The organism is Oryzomicrobium sp., assembly GCF_036820405.1.
GTDB lineage: Bacteria > Pseudomonadota > Gammaproteobacteria > Burkholderiales > Rhodocyclaceae > Oryzomicrobium.
On the sequence record NZ_DAISLS010000001.1, the window covers coordinates 24915 to 47092 of the forward strand.

The 22178-nt window shown below is 66.0% G+C and carries 20 protein-coding genes; 16 read left to right on the top strand and 4 right to left on the bottom strand.

What is annotated here, in order from left to right:
• Positions 1 to 41: 41 nt before the first annotated feature.
• Complete coding sequence (gene map, locus V7Z98_RS00100; RefSeq protein ID WP_293262681.1) at positions 42 to 860, bottom strand: type I methionyl aminopeptidase; 819 nt, start codon at positions 858 to 860, stop codon at positions 42 to 44.
• 417 nt (positions 861 to 1277) lie between these two features.
• On the opposite strand from map, the gene rpsB reads away from it, so the two are divergent.
• The 16 genes from rpsB to V7Z98_RS00180 all read left to right on the top strand — a co-directional run bounded on the left by rpsB (position 1278) and on the right by V7Z98_RS00180 (position 16472).
• Positions 1278 to 2024 carry a 30S ribosomal protein S2 gene (gene rpsB / locus V7Z98_RS00105; protein WP_293262684.1) on the top strand — a complete coding sequence of 249 codons (747 nt, stop codon included), beginning with the start codon at positions 1278 to 1280 and terminating at the stop codon, positions 2022 to 2024.
• Positions 2025 to 2148: 124 nt separating this feature from the next.
• The gene (gene tsf / locus V7Z98_RS00110) at positions 2149 to 3045 is read left to right on the top strand and encodes a translation elongation factor Ts (protein ID WP_293262687.1); all 897 of its coding nucleotides are present in this window, start codon (positions 2149 to 2151) and stop codon (positions 3043 to 3045) included.
• Positions 3046 to 3069: 24 nt separating this feature from the next.
• Complete coding sequence (gene pyrH, locus V7Z98_RS00115) at positions 3070 to 3786, top strand: UMP kinase (protein ID WP_293262689.1); 717 nt, start codon at positions 3070 to 3072, stop codon at positions 3784 to 3786.
• A 13-nt stretch (positions 3787 to 3799) separates the two neighbouring features.
• On the top strand, positions 3800 to 4357 hold the full coding sequence (gene frr, locus V7Z98_RS00120; protein WP_293262692.1) for a ribosome recycling factor: 558 nt from the start codon (positions 3800 to 3802) through the stop codon (positions 4355 to 4357).
• Positions 4358 to 4384: 27 nt separating this feature from the next.
• On the top strand, positions 4385 to 5155 hold the full coding sequence (gene uppS, locus V7Z98_RS00125; protein ID WP_293262695.1) for a polyprenyl diphosphate synthase: 771 nt from the start codon (positions 4385 to 4387) through the stop codon (positions 5153 to 5155).
• Complete coding sequence (locus V7Z98_RS00130; RefSeq protein WP_293262698.1) at positions 5148 to 5984, top strand: phosphatidate cytidylyltransferase; 837 nt, start codon at positions 5148 to 5150, stop codon at positions 5982 to 5984. The genes uppS and V7Z98_RS00130 overlap by 8 nt, the downstream gene beginning before the upstream one ends.
• 25 nt (positions 5985 to 6009) lie before the next feature.
• Entirely contained in the window at positions 6010 to 7191 is a 1182-nt protein-coding gene (ispC, locus tag V7Z98_RS00135) for a 1-deoxy-D-xylulose-5-phosphate reductoisomerase (protein ID WP_334156523.1), read from the top strand.
• A gap of 147 nt (positions 7192 to 7338) precedes the next feature.
• Positions 7339 to 8703 carry an RIP metalloprotease RseP gene (gene rseP, locus V7Z98_RS00140; RefSeq protein WP_293262704.1) on the top strand — a complete coding sequence of 455 codons (1365 nt, stop codon included), beginning with the start codon at positions 7339 to 7341 and terminating at the stop codon, positions 8701 to 8703.
• Between the two features lie 2 nt (positions 8704 to 8705).
• Positions 8706 to 11018: an outer membrane protein assembly factor BamA gene (bamA, locus tag V7Z98_RS00145; RefSeq protein ID WP_334156524.1), complete on the top strand. Its 2313-nt coding sequence runs from the start codon at positions 8706 to 8708 to the stop codon at positions 11016 to 11018.
• A gap of 26 nt (positions 11019 to 11044) precedes the next feature.
• Entirely contained in the window at positions 11045 to 11548 is a 504-nt protein-coding gene (locus V7Z98_RS00150) for an OmpH family outer membrane protein (RefSeq protein WP_442951794.1), read from the top strand.
• Positions 11549 to 11579: 31 nt separating this feature from the next.
• Positions 11580 to 12551 (top strand): UDP-3-O-(3-hydroxymyristoyl)glucosamine N-acyltransferase, encoded by a 972-nt coding sequence (gene lpxD, locus V7Z98_RS00155; RefSeq protein WP_334156525.1) that lies wholly within the window; start codon positions 11580 to 11582, stop codon positions 12549 to 12551.
• Between the two features lie 5 nt (positions 12552 to 12556).
• A complete protein-coding gene (gene fabZ, locus V7Z98_RS00160) occupies positions 12557 to 12994 on the top strand; it encodes a 3-hydroxyacyl-ACP dehydratase FabZ (protein ID WP_293262716.1) in 438 nt (145 codons plus the stop codon).
• Positions 12991 to 13767, top strand: coding sequence for an acyl-ACP--UDP-N-acetylglucosamine O-acyltransferase (lpxA, locus tag V7Z98_RS00165; protein WP_334156526.1), 777 nt, complete (start codon positions 12991 to 12993; stop codon positions 13765 to 13767). Before fabZ ends, lpxA begins: the two co-directional genes overlap by 4 nt.
• Positions 13768 to 13770: 3 nt before the next feature.
• The gene (gene lpxB, locus V7Z98_RS00170; protein WP_334156527.1) at positions 13771 to 14973 is read left to right on the top strand and encodes a lipid-A-disaccharide synthase; all 1203 of its coding nucleotides are present in this window, start codon (positions 13771 to 13773) and stop codon (positions 14971 to 14973) included.
• A complete protein-coding gene (gene rnhB / locus V7Z98_RS00175) occupies positions 14966 to 15580 on the top strand; it encodes a ribonuclease HII (protein WP_334156528.1) in 615 nt (204 codons plus the stop codon). Before lpxB ends, rnhB begins: the two co-directional genes overlap by 8 nt.
• Positions 15581 to 15659: 79 nt before the next feature.
• Positions 15660 to 16472: a TrmH family RNA methyltransferase gene (locus V7Z98_RS00180; protein ID WP_334156529.1), complete on the top strand. Its 813-nt coding sequence runs from the start codon at positions 15660 to 15662 to the stop codon at positions 16470 to 16472.
• A gap of 92 nt (positions 16473 to 16564) precedes the next feature.
• Here the strand turns inward: V7Z98_RS00180 and ppsR are convergent, their stop codons facing one another.
• From ppsR to V7Z98_RS00195, 3 genes are all read right to left on the bottom strand, one after another.
• The gene (gene ppsR / locus V7Z98_RS00185; protein WP_293262731.1) at positions 16565 to 17398 is read right to left on the bottom strand and encodes a posphoenolpyruvate synthetase regulatory kinase/phosphorylase PpsR; all 834 of its coding nucleotides are present in this window, start codon (positions 17396 to 17398) and stop codon (positions 16565 to 16567) included.
• An 81-nt stretch (positions 17399 to 17479) separates the two neighbouring features.
• The gene (gene lldP / locus V7Z98_RS00190; protein WP_334156530.1) at positions 17480 to 19126 is read right to left on the bottom strand and encodes an L-lactate permease; all 1647 of its coding nucleotides are present in this window, start codon (positions 19124 to 19126) and stop codon (positions 17480 to 17482) included.
• A gap of 251 nt (positions 19127 to 19377) precedes the next feature.
• Positions 19378 to 22158 (bottom strand): FAD-binding and (Fe-S)-binding domain-containing protein, encoded by a 2781-nt coding sequence (locus V7Z98_RS00195; protein ID WP_334156531.1) that lies wholly within the window; start codon positions 22156 to 22158, stop codon positions 19378 to 19380.
• Positions 22159 to 22178: the final 20 nt, after the last annotated feature.

The window sequence follows — 22178 nt, forward strand, 5'->3', positions numbered from 1 at the left end:
GGGCGGTTGGGTTCGGGGAGGTCGTTACGGGGTCAGGGCAGTCAGGGCAGGATGGGGGCGCCGGCCACCAGGGCAGGCTTGGGGCGGCTGCCCGCCGAGACGGTCAGCACCTCGACGCCGGTCTCGGTCACCACCACGGTGTGTTCCCACTGGGCGGACAGGCTGCGGTCCTTGGTGACGATGGTCCAGCCGTCCGGCATCTCCTTGATGGCGGCCTTGCCGGCGTTGATCATCGGCTCGATGGTGAAGATCATGCCCGGCTTGAGTTCGGGGCCGGTACCGGCGCGGCCGTAGTGCAGCACCTGGGGCTCTTCGTGGAATTTCTGGCCGATGCCGTGGCCGCAGAATTCGCGCACCACCGAGAAGCCGTTGCCTTCGGCGTGCTTCTGGATGACGGCGCCGATGTCGCCCAGGTGGGCGCCGGGCTTGACCTGGGCGATGCCCAGCCACATGCACTCGAAGGTGACTTCGCACAGGCGCCGGGCCTGGATCGACCCTTCGCCGACGATGAACATGCGGCTGGTGTCGCCGTGCCAGCCGTCCTTGATCACGGTGATGTCGAGATTGACGATGTCGCCGTTCTTGAGAACCTTGTCCGACGGAATGCCGTGGCAGACCTGGTGGTTGATCGAGGTGCAGATCGACTTGGGATAGGGGGTGTAGCCCGGCGGGGTGTAGTTGAGGGGGGCGGGGACGCAGCCCTGCACGTTCACCATGTAGTCGTGGCACAGTCGGTCCAGCTCGGCGGTGGTCACGCCGGCCTTGACGTGGGGGGTGACGTGGTCGAGCACCTCGGCCGCCAGGCGGCAGGCGGTGCGCATGTGTTCGATATCTGCGGGGGATTTGATGGTGATGCTCATTTTTCTAGGGCTCTTCCGAGGGAAAGGCCGGGCGTTGCGCACGCCGGCAAAGGCAAAAAGGATAAGGCCAAGGCCCGGGCTTAGGCAATTTTGCGCGCCGCAGCAACGGGGTGTCGGCCCCATCGGCGTGGTCCCGGCGGCCGGGGCGAAGCGGCAAAAAGCCGCTGCACAATTGAAGCGCCGGTCAGATGGGTGCTATACTCTTGCGGCTTTTCGTTCCGGCCCCGCCGGGACGGAGCAAGCATAAGGCCGCCGGGGGCGGGGATAGTTTCCCTACTTTTCCCGGTTTTGCGGCCTTTTCTTCCCGTGCAGCCTTGGCTGCCGGGGCATTCCACACATCCGCTCATATATGGGGTGTCCGCGCCAAGCGCGGATCGACAATGGCGGATGGCGGTTCAAACCCTTAGGAGTCCTTTCATGGCGACCATGCGTCAAATGCTCGAGGCCGGTGTTCACTTCGGCCACCAGACCCGTTTTTGGAACCCGAAGATGTCCCAGTACATCTTCGGTGCTCGCAACAAGATTCACATCGTCAACCTGGAAAAGACCCTCGTTAAGTACAACGAGGCGATGGCGTTCGTGAAGAAGCTCGCGTCCAACCGCGGCAACATCCTCTTCGTCAGCACCAAGCGCCAGGCTCGCGAGATCATCGCCGAGGAAGCTTCCCGCGCTGGCGTTCCCTACGTCGACCAGCGCTGGCTGGGCGGCATGCTGACCAACTTCAAGACCGTCAAGCAGTCCATCAAGCGTCTGAAGGACATGGAAGCTGCCGTTCAGGACGGTTCCATCGAGCGCATGGGCAAGAAGGAAGCCCTGCTGATGAAGCGCGAGCTGGAAAAGCTGCAAAAGTCCATCGGCGGCATCAAGGAAATGGGCGGCCTGCCCGACGCTCTGTTCGTGGTCGACGTGGGCTACCACAAGATCGCCATCACCGAAGCCAACAAGCTGGGCATCCCGGTGATCGCCGTAGTCGATACCAACCACTCCCCGGAAGGCGTGGACTACGTCATCCCCGGTAACGACGACTCCTCCCGCGCCATCCGCCTGTACGCCCGCGGCGTGGCCGACGCCATCCTGGAAGGCCGTAGCCAGTCCCTCCAGGAAATCGTTGCCGCCGGCTCCGACGACGAGTTCGTCGAAGTTCAGGAAGAGTCCGCCGAGTAAGGCTGGCTGAACGGTTTTTACCCGCCGTGACCATGCAAGCGATGCAAGGCCGGGCGGGCTGGTAGTGCAATGTCAGCGGCCGCCTTCGGGCGGCCGCCGCTTAATCTAGAGATTGGAGCAAGAGATGGCGGAAATCACCGCAGCGATGGTCAAGGAACTGCGCGAAAAGACCGACGCGCCCATGATGGAATGCAAGAAGGCCCTGTCCGAAGCCGCCGGCGACATGGACAAGGCCGAGGAAATCCTGCGCGTCAAGCTGGGCAACAAGGCCACCAAGGCTGCCGCCCGCGTGGCCGCCGAAGGTGTGGTCGGCGTGTATATCTCCGCCGACGGCAAGCTGGGCTCCATCATCGAAGTCAACTGTGAAACCGACTTCGTGGCCAAGAACGACGACTTCCTGGCTCTGGTGAAGAACCTGGCCGAACTGGTCGCCACCAAGAACCCGGCCGACGTGGCTGCCCTGTCCGCCCTGGAAATCGACGGCCAGGCCGTCGAGGCCGTGCGTTCCGCCCTGGTTGGCAAGATCGGCGAGAACATGAGCATCCGCCGTTTCACCCGCACCGAAGCCCAGGGCAAGCTGGTGTCCTACATCCACGGCGGCGCCAAGATCGGCGTGCTGCTGGACCTGGTGGGCGGCGACGAAGCCACCGCCAAGGACATCGCCATGCACATCGCTGCTTCCAAGCCGAAGTCCCTGGATGCCTCCGGCGTGTCCGCCGACCTGATCGAGACCGAGCGCCGCGTCGCCATCGAGAAGGCCAAGGAAGCCGGCAAGCCCGAAGCCATGATCGAGAAGATCGCCGAAGGCACCGTGCAGAAGTTCCTCAAGGAAGTCACCCTGCTGGGCCAGGTGTTCGTCAAGGCCGAAGACGGCAAGCAGACCATCGAGCAGCTGCTCAAGGCCAAGGGCGCTTCCGTCCCGGGCTTCACCCTGTACGTGGTGGGCGAGGGCATCGAGAAGAAGGTCGCCGACTTCGCCGCCGAAGTGGCCGCCCAGGCTGCCGCCGCTGCCAACAAGTAATAACCACCGTCCTAGGGAGATCCCATGTCCGCACCCCGCTACAAGCGCATCCTTCTCAAGCTGTCCGGTGAGGCGCTCATGGGCGGGGACGCCTATGGGATCAACCGTCAGACCATCTCCGAGATCGTCGAGGAGATTCGGACGGTCACCGACCTGGGCGTCCAGGTCGGTATCGTGATCGGCGGCGGCAACATCTTCCGCGGTGTCGCCCCCGCCGCCACGGGCATGGACCGGGCCCAGGCCGACTACATGGGCATGCTGGCTACGGTCATGAACAGCCTGGCGTTGCAAGACGCCATGCGTGCCGCCGGACTCGTTTCCCGGGTCCAGTCGGCGCTGAACATCGAACAGGTGGTCGAGCCCTACATCCGGGGCAAGGCCATCCGTTACCTGGAGCAGGGCCGCACGGTGATCTTCGCCGCCGGTACCGGCAATCCCTTCTTCACCACCGATACCGCTGCCGCCCTGCGCGGCGCCGAGATCGGGGCCGAGATCGTGCTCAAGGCCACCAAGGTGGACGGCGTCTATACTGCCGACCCGAAGAAGGACCCGACCGCTACTCGCTTCGACAAGATCAGTTTCGACGAAGCCATCTCCCGCAACCTGGCGGTGATGGATGCCACGGCCTTCGCCCTTTGCCGCGACCAGAAGCTGCCGATCAACGTGTTCTCCATCTTCAAGCGCGGCGCCCTGAAGCGCGTCGTGCTCGGTGAGAACGAAGGCACCCTGGTCTATTGCTGACGGAGAACCCGCAATGATCGCTGAACTGAAAAAAGCCACCGAGCAGAAGATGACCAAGTCGCTGGAAGCGTTGAAAAACGATCTGGCGAAGGTCCGCACCGGCCGTGCCCACACCGGTATCCTCGACCACGTGATGGTCGACTACTACGGCACCCCGACCCCGATCAACCAGGTGGCCAACGTCACTCTGCTCGACGCCCGCACCATCGGCGTCCAGCCTTGGGAAAAGCCCATGGTCGCCAAGGTCGAGAAGGCCATCCGCGACGCCGACCTGGGCCTCAACCCCGCCACCCAGGGCGACGTGGTGCGCGTGCCGATGCCCGCCCTGACCGAAGAGCGCCGCCGCGAGCTGATCAAGGTGGTCAAGGGCGAGGGCGAGAACGCCAAGGTGGCGATCCGCAACCTGCGCCGCGACGCCAACAACGGCTTGAAGGAAGGTGTGAAGTCCAAGGAAATCTCCGAGGACGACGAGCGCCGCGCCCAGGACGACATCCAGAAGCTCACCGACAAGTTCGTGGCCGACGTGGACAAGCTGCTGGTCGAAAAGGAAAAGGAACTCCTGGCCGTCTGAGGCCGGGCCTTCCCGCTCTTTCCACCTATGTCATCGTTTGTCAGCTCCACCGGCGGTATCCCGTCGGTGGGCGATGTTCCCCGGCACATTGCCATCATCATGGATGGCAATGGCCGCTGGGCGAAGAAACGCTTCCTTCCCCGCGTCGCCGGTCATACCCGCGGTCTCGAGACCGTGCGCGACATGGTCAAGGCCTGCCTGGAACGGGGCGTGGCCTACCTCACCCTGTTCGCCTTCAGTTCCGAGAACTGGCGCCGCCCCGAAGGGGAGGTGAGCTTCCTCATGCAGCTGTTCGTCAAGGCGCTGCAACAGGAAGTCAAACGCTTGCACGCCAACGGCGTGCGCCTGCGGGTGGTGGGCGACCTGTCCCGTTTCGATTCCTCCCTGCAGGAGATGATCGCCGCCGCCGAGACCCAGACCGCCGGCAACGAGCGTCTCACCCTGACCATCTGCGCCAACTACGGCGGCCGCTGGGACATCCTCCAGGCTGCCAACCGCTTGGCCCTGGCCGAGCCGGCCAAGCAGGGCACGTGGAGCGAGGACGATCTGGCGCCCTACCTGGCCATGGCCTACGCGCCGGAGCCCGACCTGTTCATCCGCACCGGCGGCGAGCAGCGCATCTCCAACTTCCTGCTTTGGCAGCTGGCCTACAGCGAGCTGCACTTCACCGACATCCTCTGGCCGGAGTTCGACCGGGCCGCCCTGGATGCTGCCATCGCCTCCTATCGCCGCCGCGAGCGCCGCTTCGGCCGCACCAGCGAACAACTCCAGGCCGCCGCGCCTTCGTCCCATGCTTAAGACGCGGGTCATCACCGCGGTCATCCTGTTGCTCGTCTTCCTGGGCGCCATCTTCTACCTGCCGCGTACCGGCTGGGCGCTGTTCTGCGGCGTGGTGGCCGTGCTGGCCGCCTGGGAGTGGGGCGCCTTCCTGAAGTTCGGCGCCACCGCCCGGATCGCCCTGGGTGGAGTGCTGGGGGCGCTGATCCTGGCGCTGATCGCCTTCTTGCCCGGCATGCTCGGCGTCGGCGACGGGTTCGCCTACCAGGGCTGGGGCGTGGGACGCTTTCTCCTCGTCCCCTCGGTGCTCTTCTGGGTCGTGGCCGTGCCGTTCTGGCTGCGCTACCGCTGGCCCCTCAAGTCCCGTGCTCTGGGGCTGGCCGTCGGGCTGGTGGTGATCCTGCCCACCTGGCTGGCATTGGTGCAGCTGCGTGCCCTCGGTCCCTGGCCGCTGCTGGCGATCATGGCCGTGGTGTGGATGGCCGACATCGCCGCTTATTTTTCCGGCCGGGCCTTCGGCAAGCACAAGCTGGCCCCCAACATCAGCCCGGGCAAGACCTGGGAAGGCGCCGTGGGCGCCGGCGTCGGCGTGATCATTTATGGTCTGGTGCTGCGCTATACCTTTCCCTACTACCTGGACATCACTGCGCCCCTGCTGGTCCTGGGGCTGGTCCTGCTGACTGCCGTCAGCATCATCGGCGACCTGTTCGAGTCCCTGCTCAAGCGCCAATCCGGCATCAAGGACAGCAGCCAGCTCCTGCCGGGTCATGGCGGCGTGCTCGACCGCATCGACAGCCTCACTTCCACCCTGCCGCTGGTGACCTTGCTCTGGCTGGCCTTCCAGCGCTGATCCTGGCCGTCCCGGCGTCCATCCCATGTCCGTGCAGACCCTTACCATTCTCGGCGCCACCGGCTCAATCGGCGGCAGCACCCTGGACGTGGTGCGGCGCCATCCCGACCGTTACCGTGTCTTCGCCCTGACTGCCTTCCAGCGCATGGCGGAACTGGCCGACCTGTGCCGTGAGTTCCGGCCCGATTGCGCGGTGGCGGCCACCGCCGAGCAGGCTGCGGCCCTGGCCGGCGCGTTGCGCGCCGACGGCATCGCCACCGAAGTGCTGTGGGGCGAGCAGGGGTTGATCCAGGTGGCGGCTCACGAACAAGTCGATGCGGTGATGGCGGCCATCGTCGGCGCCGCCGGGCTGGAATCCGCCCTGGCGGCGGCCCGGGCAGGCAAGCGGGTATTGCTGGCCAACAAGGAGGCCCTGGTCATGGCCGGGCCCGTGTTCATGGCGGCAGTACGGGAGAACGGTGCCGTCCTCCTGCCCATCGACAGCGAGCACAACGCGATCTTCCAGTCCTTGCCCCGGGGCTTTTCGCGCAATCTGGACGACGACGGAGTGCGGCGCATCCTGCTCACCGCCTCGGGCGGCCCCTTCCGCACCACCCCGGCCGAGGCCATGGCGGCGGTGACGCCGGCCCAGGCGGTGGCTCATCCCAAGTGGTCCATGGGGCCCAAGATTTCGGTGGATTCGGCGACCTTGATGAACAAGGGGCTGGAGGTGATCGAGGCCTCGTTCCTCTTCAACCTGCCCGCCGAGCGCATCGACGTGGTGGTTCACCCGCAAAGCATCATCCACTCGCTGGTAGAGTACGTGGACGGCTCGGTGCTGGCCCAGCTCGGCAACCCGGACATGCGCACGCCGATCGCCCACGCCTTGGCCTACCCGGAGCGCATCGATTCCGGCGTGGCTCCCCTGGACCTGTTCCAGGTGGCCCGCCTCGATTTCGAAGCCCCGGACCTGGAACGCTTCCCCTGCCTGGGCCTGGCCTACCGCGCCCTGCGCGAGGGCGGGCGCAGCCCGGCGGTGCTGAACGCGGCCAACGAAGTGGCCGTGGCCGCCTTTCTTGACGGGCGCATCGGCTTTGCCGCCATCCCCCGGCTGATCGCGGCGGTGCTGGACGAGGTCGGTACCAGCGCCGTGCACTCCCTGGGCGACGTCCGGGAAGCGGACCGCCTGGCGCGCCAGGCGGCCCTGGGCCGGGTCGCCGGACATTGATAGCCCCCATCCGGGGGCTATCCCACGCCCTTTTTCGCTGCGCGGCCATTCCGGCCCGGGGCGGGGAGGGCTTCACCAATCCTTGGCGGAGAGATTCCGGGCGCTGATCCGGAAGCCATTCACCGCAGCCTTTTGCGAGAAGACAAGGTGAGCGCTTTTATCCACTACGCCGTCTCGTTTGCCGTGGTCCTGGGCGTGCTGATCGTCGTCCATGAACTCGGCCATTTCGCCGTGGCGCGCTGGTGCGGCGTCAAGGTGTTGCGTTTTTCCGTGGGCTTCGGCCAGCCCCTGTGGCGCCGCCAGGGCCGTGACGGCACCGAGTGGGTGCTGGCGGCCTTTCCTCTGGGAGGCTACGTGAAAATGCTCGACGAGCGGGAGGGCAGCGTGCCGCCCGACGAGCGTCATCGGGCATTCAACGTCCAGCCGGTGGGACGGCGCATGGCCATCGTCGCCGCCGGCCCCCTGGCCAATCTCCTGCTTGCCGTCCTGCTCTACACCGTGGTGTTCTGGCAGGGCGCGCCCGAACTGCGGCCCTTGCTCGGCACGCCGCCGGCGGGGTCGGCGCTGGCGGCGGCCGGGGTGGAGAACGGGGACGAGGTACTGCGCCTCGATGGCCGCGACGTGGCGTCGTTCCAGGATCTGCACTGGCAATTGCTGCGCCAGGTGGGCAACGGCGATTTCATCGTCCTGGAAACCCGCAACCAGCGCGGCGAAATCAACGACCGGCGGGTCCTGGTCGGCCCGACCCTGGCCGAGGTCGGCCTGGAGGCGGAATTGCCGGAAAAGCTCGGCATCACCCTGTTCCGCCCGTTGGTGGCGCCGCGGCTGGGCAGCGTGGCCGAATCCGGCCCGGCGGCCGCAGTCGGGTTGCAGGCCGGGGACCTGGTCCTGGCCATCGACGGCCGCGATGTCCGGGCCTGGAGCGACGTGGTGATGGCCGTCCGGGAGGCGCCGGGCCGGCCGTTGCAACTGGAAGTCCGCCGCGGCGACGCGGTGCTGGAGTTCACAGTGACCCCGGCCGAGGACAACGACCGGGGCAAGCCCATCGGCCGCATCGGCGTCGGTGTGGCCAATCCGGGCGACCTGCCGGCCATGGCGGTGACGGTGCGTTATCCCCTGGGGGAATCCCTGCGCCGCGCCGTCCGGGAAACCTGGGAAAAATCCCTGTTCAGCGTACAGATGTTCGGCAAGATGCTGATTGGGCAGGTTTCGCTGAAAAACCTGTCCGGACCGGTGACCATCGCCGACTACGCCGGGCAGTCGGCACGGCTGGGCTGGGCCTCCTTCGTCAAGTTCATGGCCCTGGTCTCGATCAGCCTCGGCGTGCTCAATCTCTTGCCGATTCCCGTCTTGGACGGGGGGCACCTGATGTATCATATGCTGGAGTTTTTGCGGGGCCGCCCCGTGTCCGAACGCGCTCAGGAAGTCGGGCAGCGGATTGGCCTTTCCCTGCTGTTTGCCCTCATGGCATTCGCCCTTTATAACGATTTCGCCCGTCTCGCTACCGGTTGATTATGAAGAAAAACCTCCTTGCGGGGTTGATCGGGGGGCTTTTTGCCACCGCGATCGCCGCGCCTGCCTGGGCCTTTGAACCGTTCGTCGTCAAGGACATCCGCGTCGAAGGCATCCAGCGTACCGAAGCCGGTACCGTATTCAGTTATCTCCCGGTCAAGGTCGGCGAGACCATGACCGACGAAAAGGCCTCCCAGGCCATCAAGGCCCTGTTCGCCACGGGCTTCTTCAAGGACGTGCGCATCGAGGTCGACAACGACGTGCTGGTGGTGGCCCTGGAAGAGCGGCCGGCCATCGCCAAGATCGATTTCGTCGGCATGAAGGAGTTCGAGAAGGACCAGATCCTCAAGGCTCTCAAGGAAATCGGCATCGCCGAGTCGCGCATCTTCGACCGGGCCATGCTGGACAAGGCCGAGCAGGAGCTGAAGCGCCAATACCTGGCCAGGGGCAAGTACGCCGCCCAGATCAAGACCACGGTGACTCCGCTGGAGCGCAACCGGGTGGGTGTCAACTTCACCATCGACGAAGGCGACGTGGCGAAGATCCAGGAGATCAACATCGTCGGCGCCCAGGCTTTCAAAGAGAAAGACCTGCTCAACCTGTTCCAGCTGACCACGCCGACCTGGCTGTCCTGGTACACCAAGAACGACCAGTATTCCAAGCAGAAGCTGTCCGCCGACCTGGAAACCCTGCGCTCCTACTACCAGAACCGGGGCTATCTGGACTTCAACATCGAGTCCACCCAGGTGTCGATCAGCCCGGACAAGAAGAGCATCTTCATCACCATCAACCTCAACGAGGGCGAACGCTATCAGGTGTCCTCGGTGAAGTTGGCCGGCGACCTGTCCCTGCTGCCGGAAGAAGAGTACAAGAAGGCGGTGACGCTCCACGCCGGCGACGTCTTCTCCCGGGAGAAGCTCAACGCTTCCACCAAGGCCATTTCCGAGCGTCTCGGCGCCCAGGGCTACGCCTTCGCCAACGTGAACGCCGCACCCGAGGTGGACAAGGAAAAGCGCCAGGTGGCCTTCACCATCTTCGTGGACCCGGGCAAGCGCGTCTATGTCCGCCGCATCAACGTCGCCGGCAACACCAAGACCCGCGACGAGGTGGTGCGCCGCGAAATGCGCCAGATGGAGGGCGGCTGGTACGACGCCGACAAGATTCAGCTGTCCAAGCAGCGCATCGACAAGACCGGCTATTTCTCCGAAGTCACGGTGGAAACCCCGGCGGTGCCCGGCACCTCCGACCAGGTGGACGTGAACGTCGGCGTGACCGAGAAGCCTACCGGCAACATCATGCTCGGCGCCGGCTTCTCCAGCGCCGACAAGGTGATCCTGTCCGGCTCCATTTCCCAGTCCAACCTGTTCGGCAGCGGCAACTTCCTGTCCCTGCAGATCAACACGGCCAAGGCCTTCAAGACCTACGCCCTGTCCTACACCAACCCCTACTTCACCCAGGACGGAATCAGCCAGGGCTTCGACGTCTACAAGAAGACCTACGACCCCTCCCTGTCGTCCACCTACGTGCAGACCTATAAGACGGTCTCTTGGGGCGGCGGCGTGCGCTGGGGCGTGCCGATCGCCGAAAAGGAAGCGATTAGCCTCGGCGTCGGCTACGACAGCACCAACGTGACCCTGTTCTCGGACAGCCGCCGTCTCTACCAGGACTTCGTGGCCAAGAACGGCAATAACAACTCCAGCGTGCTGCTGTCGTCCGGCTGGTCCCGGGATACCAAGGACAGCCTGATCTACACGACTTCCGGCGCCTACACCCGGGTCGGCGGCGAAGTTTCCACCCCGGGCGGCACGTTGCGCTTCTACCGCCTATCGGCCCAGCACCAACGCTTCTTCCCCCTGTCCCAGACCTTCACCCTGATGGTCAACGGCGAGGTGGGCATTGCAGGTGGTTACGGTGGTAAGGATCTGCCCTTCTACAAGAACTTCTATGCCGGCGGCGTGAGCTCGGTGCGCGGCTACCAGCAATCCAGCCTGGGGCCGAAGCAGGACGGCGAAGCCATCGGCGGCCAAAAGCGCTTCCTGCTCAGCAGCGAACTGCTCTTCCCGTTCCCAGGCTCCGGCGTGGACAAGTCCCTGCGCCTGTCCTGGTTCGCCGACGCCGGCCAGGTGTACGGCTCCGGCGACGATTACGGCCGCTACGAGAAATTCTCGGTGTCGGACCTGCGCTATTCGACCGGTCTCGCCCTTTCTTGGAGTTCTCCGCTCGGCCCGTTAAAATTCAGCATCGCCAATGCGCTGAACAAGAAGGAAGACGATAAGACGCAGCGCTTCCAGTTCCAGTTCGGAACGGTTTTCTGATCTAGGAGTACAAGTTGAAACGCAAGATGCTCGCGGTGGCCCTGTCCGCCGCCCTGTTCGGCCTGGCTGGCACTGCCGCCGCCGACACGAAAATCGGTTTTGTGAACACCCAGCGCGTTTTCCGCGACGCCCCCGCCGCGGTCAAGGCGCAGAAGAAGCTGGACGGCGAATTCTCCAAGCGCGACCAGGAGCTCCAGGCCATGGCCAAGAAGCTCCAGAGCCTCCAGGAAGGCCTGGAAAAGAACGCCGTGACCCTGTCCGAAAGCGATCGCCGCAACAAGGAACGGGAAATCAACGATCTGAACCGGGATTTCCAGCGCAAGCAGCGCGAGTTCCGCGAAGACCTGAACCTGCGCCAGAACGAAGAGATGGCGGCGGTCCTGGAGCGGGCCAACAAGGCCATCAAGGCCATCGCCGAGTCCGAGAAGTACGACCTGATCCTGCAGGATGCGGTCTGGGCGAACCCGCGCCTGGACATCACCGACAAGGTCATCAAGGCCCTGTCCGACGACAAAGCGGCCGCCAAGTAAATTGGCTGGCCTGACTTTGGCGGGCCAGGGAATGCGCCTGGCGGACATCGTCGCCCGTTTGGGGGGCGAGCTGGTCGGCGATGGCGATACGCTTATCCGCGGCATCGGCACTCTGGCCCAGGCGGGGGAGGGCGACATCGCCTTCCTCGCCAATCCCAAGTATCGGGGCCAGTTGGCGGAAACCGCCGCTTCGGCGGTGATCGTTCCACCCTCGGCGGCGGACGGTACGGACCGGCCGCACATCGTCGCGGCCAACTCCTACCTCTATTACGCCCGGGTTGCCCAGTTGCTGTACCCGGCGGCGCTGCCCAATCCGCCCGTTCACCCCAGCGCGGTGATCGGTGAGGGAGTGGTGCTGGGACGCAACGTGGTCATCCACGCCGGCTGCGTGATCGGTGACGGGGTCGAGATCGGCGACGACACGGTGATCTACCCGAATGCCGTGGTCTACCACCACTGCGTCATCGGCCGCCGTTGCGTGATCCAGGCCGGCGCGGTGATCGGCGCCGACGGCTTCGGCTTTGCCAAAGACGGCGCTGCCTGGGTGAAGATTCCCCAGATCGGCCGGGTGGTGATCGGCGACGACGTGGAAATCGGCGCCAATTCGACCATCGACCGGGGGGCCATCGACGACACGGTGATCGGCAACGGCGTTAAGATCGACAACCTGGTGATGGTCGCCCATAACGTCCAGATCGGCGAGCACACGGCCATGGCCGGTTGCGTCGGCATTGCCGGCAGCACCAAGATCGGTGCCCGCTGCACCATCGGCGGTGCCGGCATGATCAGCGGGCACCTGACCCTGGGGGACGACGTGCATATTTCCGGCGCCACCCTGGTGGCCCGCAACCTGCCCAATCCCGGCCACTACACGGCCGCCTACCCGCTCGAAGCCCACGAGGGCTGGCTCAAGAACGCGGCCCACCTGCGCCATCTGGACAAGCTGGCGAAGCGGGTCCGCGAGATTGAGAAAAAACTTGAAAAATCAGAGGGAACCAATTGAATTCCATGGACATTAAGGCAGTGATGGAGCACCTGCCGCATCGCTACCCGTTCCTCATGATCGACCGCATCCTGGCCATCGAGCCAGGCAAGACCGTACATGCGCTCAAGAACGTGTCGATCAACGAGCCGATGTTCCAAGGCCACTTCCCCGGCAATCCGGTGTTCCCCGGTGTGCTGATCGTCGAAGCCCTGGCCCAGGCCGCCGGCGTCCTGGCATTCACCTCCACCGGCGACAAGCCCAACGAGAAGACCGTCTATTACCTGGCCGGCGTGGACAAGACCCGCTTCAAGAAGCCGGTGGTGCCGGGCGACCAGCTGCACCTGCACGTTACCGTGGACAAGGTCAAGGCTGGCATCGGCCGTTTCAAGGCCGTGGCCCAGGTGGACGGCCAGACTGTATGCGAAACCGAACTCCTCTGCGCGGTGCGGACCATCGAATGACCCAGATCCACCCGACCGCCGTCGTCAGCCCGGGAGCCCGGCTGGGGGATAACGTCTCCATCGGCCCCTACAGCGTCATCGGCGAGAACGTCGTCATCGGCGACAACACCTCCGTCGGCTCCCACACGGTGATCGAGGGCCATACCGAGATCGGCCGGGACAACCAGATCCATCACTTCTGCGCCCTGGGCGGTATTCCTCAGGACAAGAAGTACGACGGGGAACCGACCAAGCTGGTGATCGGCGACCGCAACACCATCCGCGAATTCTGCTCGTTCCATACCGGCACGATCCAGGATGCGGGCGAGACGCGCATCGGCAACGACAACTGGATCATGGGCTATGTGCACATCGCCCATGACTGCGTTGTCGGCAACCACACCATCTTCGCCAGCAACGCCCAGATCGCCGGCCACGTGCATGTGGAGGACTGGGTGATCCTGGGCGGCATGACCGGGGTGCACCAGTTCGTGCACATCGGCGCCCACGCCATGACCGGCGGCGGCACCATCCTGTTTCAGGATCTGCCGCCCTACGTGATGGCCGTCGGCAACAACCCGGCCCCCAAGGGGATCAACAGCGAAGGCCTGAAGCGCCGCGGCTTTTCTCCCGAGAGCGTCATGGCGATCAAGCGCGCCTACCGCACCCTCTACCGCTCCGGCCTGACCCTGGAAGAGGCCCGCGACAAGATCGCCGCCGAAGCCGGCGCCCATCCTGAGCTTGCCGTTCTGGTCGACTTCCTCGCCCAGTCCAAGCGCGGCATCCTGCGTTAAGCCATGACCCGTCCCCTTCGCATCGCCATGGTGGCGGGGGAGGCGTCGGGCGACCTCCTGGGCGCCAACCTGATCGCCGCCCTCAAGGAACGCCTGCCCGACGCCCACTACTACGGTATCGGCGGGCCGAAGATGCTCACCCAGGGGCTCGACTCCTGGTGGCCCCAGGAAAAGCTGGCGGTCATGGGCCTGGTGGAGGTGCTCAAGCACATCAAGGAACTGTCCGGCATCCGCAAGGGCCTGGTCAAGCGCCTGCTCGCCGAGCCGCCCGACGTCTTCATCGGTATCGACGCCCCGGACTTCAACCTGGGGCTGGAAAAGCGGCTCAAGGCCAAGGGCGTGCCCACGGTGCACTACGTCAGCCCCTCGATCTGGGCCTGGCGTCCCGGGCGGATCAAAGGCATCGCCAAGGCAGTGTCCCACATCCTCTGCCTGTTGCCCTTCGAGCCGGCCCTGTACGACGCCAAGGGCATCCCCAACACCTACGTGGGGCATCCCCTGGCCGACCAGATCCCGCTCCACGTCAGCCAGTCCGAGGCACGCCACAAGCTCGACTTGCCCGCCGGCGCGCCGATCTTCGCCCTGCTGCCGGGCAGCCGCACCACCGAGCTCAATTTTTTGGCCGACACCTTCATCGCCACGGCCAGGCTGATCGTCGAGCAACTACCCGGTGCCATGTTCCTGGTGCCCCTGGCCACCCGGGAAACCCGGCTCCAGTTCGAGACCGCCCTGTACCACGCCGGCGCCCAGGACCTGCCGTTCCGCTTGCTCTTCGGCCACGCCCAGGACGCCATGGCGGCGGCCGATACCGTGCTGGTGGCGAGCGGCACCGCCTCCCTGGAATGCGCCCTGATGAAGCGCCCCATGGTGATCACCTACAAGGTGGCCCGGATGTCGGCCTTCCTGTGGCGGCGCATGTCGATCTCGCCCTGGGTGGGGCTACCCAACATCCTGGCCCACCGCGAAGTGGTGCCCGAGCTGTTGCAGGAAAAGGCCACGCCGGCCAACCTGGCGGCGGCCCTGCTTGATCTACAGCAGAACAAGGAGGTGAGGGCGGCCATGGTGGACGAGTTCGAGCGCCAGCACCTGCTGCTGCGCCAGAATGCGGCGGAGAGGGCCGCCGGTGCGGTGCTCCGGACCCTGGGCGTGGCCCCGGCCGTCGTCGTGCCGCCGGTCTATGCCTCCCAGCCGGCCTCCCATGGCTGAGAAGGTCGTCAAGGCACCACTGGTCTGGCTGGCGGGGCGCATCGCCGGAGTAGACGAAGCCGGGCGCGGCCCTCTGGCTGGCCCGGTGGTGGCCGCTGCGGTGATCCTCGATCCATCCCGGCCCATTGTCGGCCTCAACGACTCGAAGAAGCTCTCGGAAAAGCGCCGCGACGCCCTGGCCCCGGAAATCCGCGAAAAGGCGCTGGCCTGGGCAGTGGCCGAAGCCAGCGCCGAAGAGATCGACCGGATCAACATTCTCCAGGCCACCTTCCTGGCCATGACCCGGGCGGTGGTGGGCCTGGGGGCGACGCCGGAGAAAATCCTGGTGGACGGCAACAAGGTGCCCCGTTCCCTGGCCGAGCTGTGCCCGGCCGAGGCCGTGGTCAAGGGCGACGGCACCTACGCCTGCATCGCCGCCGCCTCGATCCTGGCCAAGACCCACCGGGACGCCCTGATGAAAGCCCTGGACCGGGACTACCCGGCCTACGGATTCGCCCAGCACATGGGCTACCCGACCGCCGCCCACCTGGACGCTTTGCAGGCCCACGGCCCCTGCGTCGCCCACCGGCGCAGCTTCAGTCCGGTGGCACAATTGAGCCTGCTCTGACGCCCGCTCGCCCCGCTGCCTTGGCTTGCGGCGGGGAGCCGGTCTACCCATTTCCATACTTTTTCCTGCGTCCTCCATCGTGAAGAACGTCCGCACCATCAATTCCCGGGACAACCCCCGCATCAAGCGCCTGAAGAAGCTCGCCGGCTCGGCCCGGGAGCGGCGGGAGGAGGGACTGATGCTGCTCGACGGCGTGCATCTGCTCGAAGCCCTGCTGGCGGTGCGCATCAAGCCCCGGGAGCTGTACGTGGCGGAAAGCGCCCTAGCGCAGGCGTCCGGCGAGATCGCCGCCTGCCTGGCCCGGCCGCTGCTCGGGGCCACGCCCCTGTACGTGCTGCCCGATTCCCTGCTGCGGGACGTGGCGCCCACCGAGACGCCGACCGGCCTCCTGGCCGTGGCCGAGCTGCCGGCGCTTTCGGAACAGATCGATCCCCAGGCCGACGCGGTGCTGCTCGACGGTGTGCAGGACCCGGGCAACCTGGGCACCCTGATCCGCACCGCTGCCGCCGCCGGCTTCCGCCAGATCGTCCTGTCGTCCGGCTGCGCCGACCCCTGGAGCCCCAAGGCCCTGCGCGCCGCCCAGGGCGGCCAGTTCCGCGCCACCCTGTTCGAGGGCCAGGACCTGTGTGCCTTCCTCAAGGGCTACCGGGGAACCCCCATGGTGACGCGGCTCGACGGGGCCACCTCCCTCTATGCCATGGCCGATGCCCCGTTCCTGGGGCCGGTGGCCTGGGTGTTCGGCGCCGAGGGGCGGGGCGTTTCCCCGGCGGTGATGGCCGCCGTGCCCACCGGCGTGCTGATCCCCCTGCCGGGTCGGGTCGAATCCCTCAACGTGGCCGCCGCCGCCGCGGTCTGCCTGTTCGACACCCTGCGTCGGCGCGGCGTTAAATAATCACGGGAGCACCCGGCGTGCCCAACAAAAAACCCGGCTTCGGCCGGGTTTTTTGTTGTCTAGGTTGCCTTGGCTGTTCAAGGGCACTGCGCTCAGAAGTCTTCGCTGCGCTCGATGCGCACTTCCTGCATCACCGTGGTGGAGATTTCCTCGATGGACTTGGACGAGGAATCGAGCCAACGGATGCCTTCGCGGCGCATCAGCTTTTCGGCTTCGTGCACTTCGTACTGGCAGTTGGCCAGGGACGCATATTTGCTGTTGGGCCGGCGTTCTTCGCGGATCTGGGAGAGGCGCTCCGGGTCGATGGTCAGGCCGAACAGCTTTTCCCGATAACGCTCGATGGTGGACGGCAGCTTCATGCGCTCGAAGTCCTCGGGGATGAGCGGGAAGTTGGCCGCCTTCACGCCGAACTGCATGGCCAGGTACAGGGAGGTGGGGGTCTTGCCGCAGCGGGACACGCCCACCAGGATCACGTCCGCTTCCATCAGGTTGCGGTCGGTGATGCCGTCGTCGTGGGCCAGGGTGTAGTTGATGGCGTCGATGCGGCTCTGGTAGCCGGTGGAGTTGGTGGTGCCGTGGGACTTGCCGACGCTGTGGTTGCACACCGCGCCCAGCTCGGCCTCCAGGGGGGCGAGGAAGCTCTCGAAGAACGACAGGCAGAAGGCGTCGGCCTGATGGACGATGGCCGAGAGCTTGCCGTCCACCAGGGTGGTGAACACGATCGGGCGGATGCCGTCGCGCTGGGCCGCCTCGTTGATGCGCGCCACGGCGGCATGGGCCTTGTCCTCGGTGTCGATGAAGGGCGCGCGCACCGGCTTGAACTTCACGCCCTCGAACTGGGTGAGCAGGCTGTGGGCCAGGGTTTCGGCGGTGATGCCGGTGCCATCGGAAATGTAGAAGACGGTGCGGTTGATCGACGAGTTCATGAGGAAGAGGGTGAGGGCAAAGAAAAACGGCGGCCAGTGACAGGCCGCCGTTGAAGTTTACTGGAAGTTGCTATTCCGGACTCAGGGAATCATCCACGTAAACACGTAGGCCTGCAGGGTGGTGATGATGCCCACCATGGTGGCGAACAGCAGGCTGTGCTTGACGGTGAAGCGGAACAGGTCCGATTCCTTGCCCACCAATCCCACGGCGGCGCAAGCCACGGCGATGGACTGGGGCGAGATCATCTTGCCGGTCACGCCGCCGGTGGTGTTGGCCGCCACCAGCAGGGTGTCGGAAACGCCCACCTGGTGCGCCGTGGTGGCTTGCAGGGAGCAGAACAGGGCGTTCGACGAGGTGTCCGAGCCGGTCAGGAACACGCCCAGCCAGCCGAGGAACGGCGAGAAGAACGGGAACAGGACGCCGGTGCCGGCCAGCAGCAGGGCCAGGGTGGCGGACAGGCCGGAGTAGTTGGCGACGAAGGCGAACGCCAGCACCATGCCGATGGAGTAGATCGGGCGCTTCAGCTCGACCACGGTCTCCTTCAGGGTCTTGGCCGCATCGGAGGGCTTCATGCCGAGCACCAGCATGGTGATGATGGCCGACAGGAAGATGGCGGTGCCGGTGGCGGCCAGCAGGTCGAGCTTGTAGACCGCAGCGTAGGGCGTGGCCTTGGCGACGATCGGCTCCACCTTGGTCACCAGCTTGTCGAGCATGGGCACCGGGAACTGGAACACCGTGCCGTACAGGGCGCCGTCCTTGGCGAACAGGGCCTTGAAGGGCTTCAGGCTCCAGATGGTGACCATGACGGTCAGGATGACGAAGGGCGACCAGGCCTTGGCGATCTGGCCGAAGGTGTAGTGCTTGTCTTCGCCCAGCTCGGCGTGGTGCTGCTTGTCGAAGCGGAAGATGTTCTTCGGCTTCCAGTTCTTCAGGAACACGGTCAGGCAGATCAGGCTGACCAGGGCCGAGGTGATGTCCGGCAGTTCCGGGCCGATGAAGTTGGCGGTGAAGTACTGGGTCACGGCAAACGACAGGCCGGCCACCAGGATTGCCGGCCAGGTCTCGCGTACGCCGCGCAGGCCGTCCATCATCATCACCAGCCAGAAGGGCACGATCACCGACAAGAGCGGCAGCTGGCGGCCGGCGGCCTGGCCGATCTTGAAGGCGTCGATGCCGGTCACCTGGCCGGCCACGGTGATGGGGATGCCCATGGCGCCGAAGGCCACCGGAGCGGTGTTGGCGATCAGGCACAGGCCGGCGGCGTAGAGCGGGTTGAAGCCCAGGCCGACGAGCAGGGCGGCGGTGATGGCCACCGGAGCGCCGAAGCCGGCTGCGCCTTCGAGGAAGGCGCCGAAGGCAAAGCCCACCAGCAGCATTTGCAGGCGCTGGTCATCGGTGATCGACACCACCGACGAGCGGATGACGTCGAACTGGCCGGTCTTGACCGTGATCTTGTAGAGGAACACGGCGGCCACGATGATCCAGGCGATCGGCCACAGCCCGTAGAGGAAGCCGTAACCGGCCGAGGCCAGGGCCATCGGCACCGGCATCTTGTAGAAGAACACGGCCACGGCCAGGGCGATGGCCACGGTGATGGTGCCGGCGATGTGCCCCTTCATGCGCAGGACAGCGAGCGCGATGAAGAAGAAGAAAATCGGCAGCGCGGCGACCAGCGCCGACAACCAGAGGTTGCCGAGGGGGTCGTAAATCTGCATCCACGGTTGCATGGGGTACAGCCTCCTTCAGGGATTGCGGTGGTTTGTCGAAGTGAATCAAACAAGGTGCTGGGGTTGTCCCTCGCGGTCGGTTTTTATTGGTGGATGCCTGGATCGCCGCACGGGTTATGGGTTTCCACGGAGCCCCTCGGGAAAACGAGCACACACGGGCCTCCCGAGACGATCCCTTTCGAGATCGGCTCTCTGTCTTGCGTTTGGAGATGGGGGTGTCGTTTCCCGCGGCGGCGCCGGGGAAGGTTCGGTCAGCAGGTCGCCATGCGGGCGGCCTCCTGGCTGCATTCGTCGAGCAGGTGGACGATGGAGTGGTAGGGCACGCCGGTGGCGGCGGTTAGGCCGATCTCGCAGGTCTTGTTGCTCGAATAGCCGCCGCAACAATTGGCCGGCACGTCATCGTGAATCTTGCGCAGGGCGTGGGCGTTGAGTTCGGGCACGACAAAGCCCCGGTCGCCGCCGAAACCGCAGCACTTCACCTCGGGCGGCATCACCACCTGCTCGGCGCAGGCCTGGGCCAGGGCCTTGAGCTTGGCCTCGGCGCCCATGCGCCGGGTGCTGCAGTTGAGGTGGATGAGCACCGGGTCGGTCTTCTTTTGCAGCATCAGGCGCGGCAACAGGGCGTCGTGGGCGAACTCCACCAAGTCATAGACCGGCAGCCGCTCGGCCAGGTAGGTCTTCATGCGCAGGGTGCAGGCGCTGGCGTCGAGCACGATCGGATACTTGCCGTTGTCGCTGGCCTCGCGCAGGGCCGCCTCCAGCTCCGCCGACTTGCGGTCGGCTTCCGCCGCCAGGCCTTTGCTGGCAAACGATTGGCCGCAGCACAGGGCATCGACGCCAGCGGGGACGATCGGCGCGTAGCCGGCCCGTTCCAGCACCCGGATGACGGTGGCGGAAAGGGCCTGTTCCGGCGACTCTGCGCCGAAGATGCGCCCGGCGCAGGTGGGGAAATAGACGATCTTGTCGCCCTGGCCGACGCGGGCGCGGCCCGCCGGCTGGGGCCGGGGCATGCCGGCCTTCCAGGCGCCGCCGGTAAACTTGCCGAGCAGCGTGGCGCCCACCAGGGATTCGGCCAGGTGGCCGGCCTTGAGGGCGGTGCGCGCCAGGGCCTGGGTGGTGGCGAAATTGCGGGCGGCCACCTGGCCAAGCTGGCGGGCGACGCCGGACAGGTTTTCGCCGCGCACGGCGCGCACCAGGGCGCCGGTCTCGATACCCACCGGGCAGGCGGTGGAGCACAGGCCGCAACCGGCGCAGGTTTCCAGGCCCTGGTAGAGGTAGTCCTCGCCCAGCTCGCCAGTGGCTTCACCGGCGGCATGGCGGCGCGATAGCTCGCGCCAGGCGACGATGCGCTGGCGCGGCGACAGGGTCAGGCCGTGGGAGGGGCACTGGGGCTCGCAGAAACCGCACTCGATGCAACGGTCCACCGGGGCGTACAGCTCGCCGGCGGCGGGCATGGGTTTGAGGTGCTGGAGGTGGGCCTCCGGGTCGTCGTTGATGATCACGCCCGGGTTGAGCAGGCCTTCCGGGTCGAACAGGTCCTTGATCTCGCGCATCAGGCCGTAGGCCCGGGCGCCCCATTCCAGTTCGACGAAGGGCGCCATGTTGCGCCCGGTGCCGTGCTCGGCCTTGAGGGAGCCGTCGTACTTCTTGACCAGCAGGGCACACACGTCGTCCATGAAGGCGGCGTAGCGGGCCACCTCGGTTTCGATGCCGAAGTCCTGGGTGAACACGAAGTGCACGTTGCCTTCCAGGGCGTGGCCGAAAATGATCGCCTCGTGGTAGCCGTGCTTGGCGAACAGGTGTTGCAGGTCCAGGCAGCAGGCGGCCAGGTCGGGCACCGCCACCGCCACGTCCTCGATGATCACCGTGGTGCCCGGCTTGCGCACCGCGCCGACGGCGGGGAAGGTGCCCTTGCGCACGTTCCACAGCCGTTCGATCTCGGCGGCGTCGGTGGTGAAGGCCGGGGCTTCCACCAGGGGATAGGCGTTCAGTTCGTCGAGCACCGCACCGATGCGCGCTTGCAGCTCGGTGGCGGAGGGAGCCCGGGTCTCGATCAGCAGGGCGGTGGCGCCTTCGTCCAGGGTCTTGAGCAGCGGCGGCATGCCCGGCTTGTGGGCCACGGCGCGCAGCGACGCCCGGTCGAGCAGTTCGACGGCATCCACCGGCCGGGCCTTGAGACCGACCACGGCGCGGCAGGCGGTCTCCATGTCCGGGAAGAAGGCTAGGGCGCTGGCCTTGTGGGCATATTCCGGCACGGTGCGGTAGGTCACCTGGGAAATGAAGCCCAGGGTGCCTTCGGAGCCGATCATCAGGTGGGCCAGGATGTCCACTGGATCGGTGAAGTCCACCAGGGCGTTGAGGCTGTAGCCGGTGGTGTTCTTGATCTTGTACTTGGTGCGGATGCGTTCGCACAGGGCCGCATCGGTGCGCACGTCGTCGGCCAGTTGATCCAGGCGGGAGAGGAGGGCGGCGTGGCTGATGCGGAAGGCGGCGACATTGGCCGGCTCGCCGGTGTCGAGCACGGTGCCGTCGGCCAGCAGCACCCGGATCGCCGCCAGGGTGTTGTAGCTGTTCTGGGCGGTGCCGCAGCACATGCCGCTGCTGTTGTTGGCGGCCATGCCGCCGATCTTGGCGGCGTTGATCGAGGCCGGGTCGGGGCCGATCTTCTTGCCCAGGGGGGCGAGGCGCCGGTTTACCTCGGCGCCCACCATGGCCGGGCCCACCGCCACGGTGGCGCCGTCGGCGGCGATGGCGCAGGTGGCGAAGCCCTCGCCGAGCAGTACCAGCACTCCGTCGGTAACCGCCTGGCCGCACAGGCTGGTGCCGGCGGCGCGGAAGGTGACCGGGCGCCGGTGTTGGCGGGCCAGATGGGCCACATCGCGAACCTCAGCCTCGTCATTGACCACCGCCACCACTTCCGGCACCAGGCGGTAGAAGCTGCCGTCGGTGCCATAGGCAAGGCGGCGCAGTTCGTCGGTAATGACCCGATCAGCGGGCAGGCGGCGGCGCAGGGCGTCGATCAGAGCGGACACGGTCGGTGCTCCCAGGCAGG

Excerpts from the sequence above, each read along its gene's own strand:
- bamA (WP_334156524.1), top strand. The coding sequence starts at position 8,706 with ATGAAGAAAAACCTCCTTGCGGGGTTGATCGGGGGGCTTTTTGCCACC.
- lpxB (WP_334156527.1), top strand. The coding sequence starts at position 13,771 with ATGACCCGTCCCCTTCGCATCGCCATGGTGGCGGGGGAGGCGTCGGGC.
- map (WP_293262681.1), bottom strand. The coding sequence starts at position 860 with ATGAGCATCACCATCAAATCCCCCGCAGATATCGAACACATGCGCACC.
- lpxA (WP_334156526.1), top strand. The coding sequence starts at position 12,991 with ATGACCCAGATCCACCCGACCGCCGTCGTCAGCCCGGGAGCCCGGCTG.
- ppsR (WP_293262731.1), bottom strand. The coding sequence starts at position 17,398 with ATGAACTCGTCGATCAACCGCACCGTCTTCTACATTTCCGATGGCACC.
- pyrH (WP_293262689.1), top strand. The coding sequence starts at position 3,070 with ATGTCCGCACCCCGCTACAAGCGCATCCTTCTCAAGCTGTCCGGTGAG.
- fabZ (WP_293262716.1), top strand. The coding sequence starts at position 12,557 with ATGGACATTAAGGCAGTGATGGAGCACCTGCCGCATCGCTACCCGTTC.
- uppS (WP_293262695.1), top strand. The coding sequence starts at position 4,385 with ATGTCATCGTTTGTCAGCTCCACCGGCGGTATCCCGTCGGTGGGCGAT.
- frr (WP_293262692.1), top strand. The coding sequence starts at position 3,800 with ATGATCGCTGAACTGAAAAAAGCCACCGAGCAGAAGATGACCAAGTCG.
- lldP (WP_334156530.1), bottom strand. The coding sequence starts at position 19,126 with ATGCAACCGTGGATGCAGATTTACGACCCCCTCGGCAACCTCTGGTTG.
- ispC (WP_334156523.1), top strand. The coding sequence starts at position 6,010 with ATGTCCGTGCAGACCCTTACCATTCTCGGCGCCACCGGCTCAATCGGC.
- tsf (WP_293262687.1), top strand. The coding sequence starts at position 2,149 with ATGGCGGAAATCACCGCAGCGATGGTCAAGGAACTGCGCGAAAAGACC.
- lpxD (WP_334156525.1), top strand. The coding sequence starts at position 11,580 with ATGCGCCTGGCGGACATCGTCGCCCGTTTGGGGGGCGAGCTGGTCGGC.
- V7Z98_RS00150 (WP_442951794.1), top strand. The coding sequence starts at position 11,045 with ATGCTCGCGGTGGCCCTGTCCGCCGCCCTGTTCGGCCTGGCTGGCACT.
- V7Z98_RS00130 (WP_293262698.1), top strand. The coding sequence starts at position 5,148 with ATGCTTAAGACGCGGGTCATCACCGCGGTCATCCTGTTGCTCGTCTTC.
- rnhB (WP_334156528.1), top strand. The coding sequence starts at position 14,966 with ATGGCTGAGAAGGTCGTCAAGGCACCACTGGTCTGGCTGGCGGGGCGC.
- rpsB (WP_293262684.1), top strand. The coding sequence starts at position 1,278 with ATGGCGACCATGCGTCAAATGCTCGAGGCCGGTGTTCACTTCGGCCAC.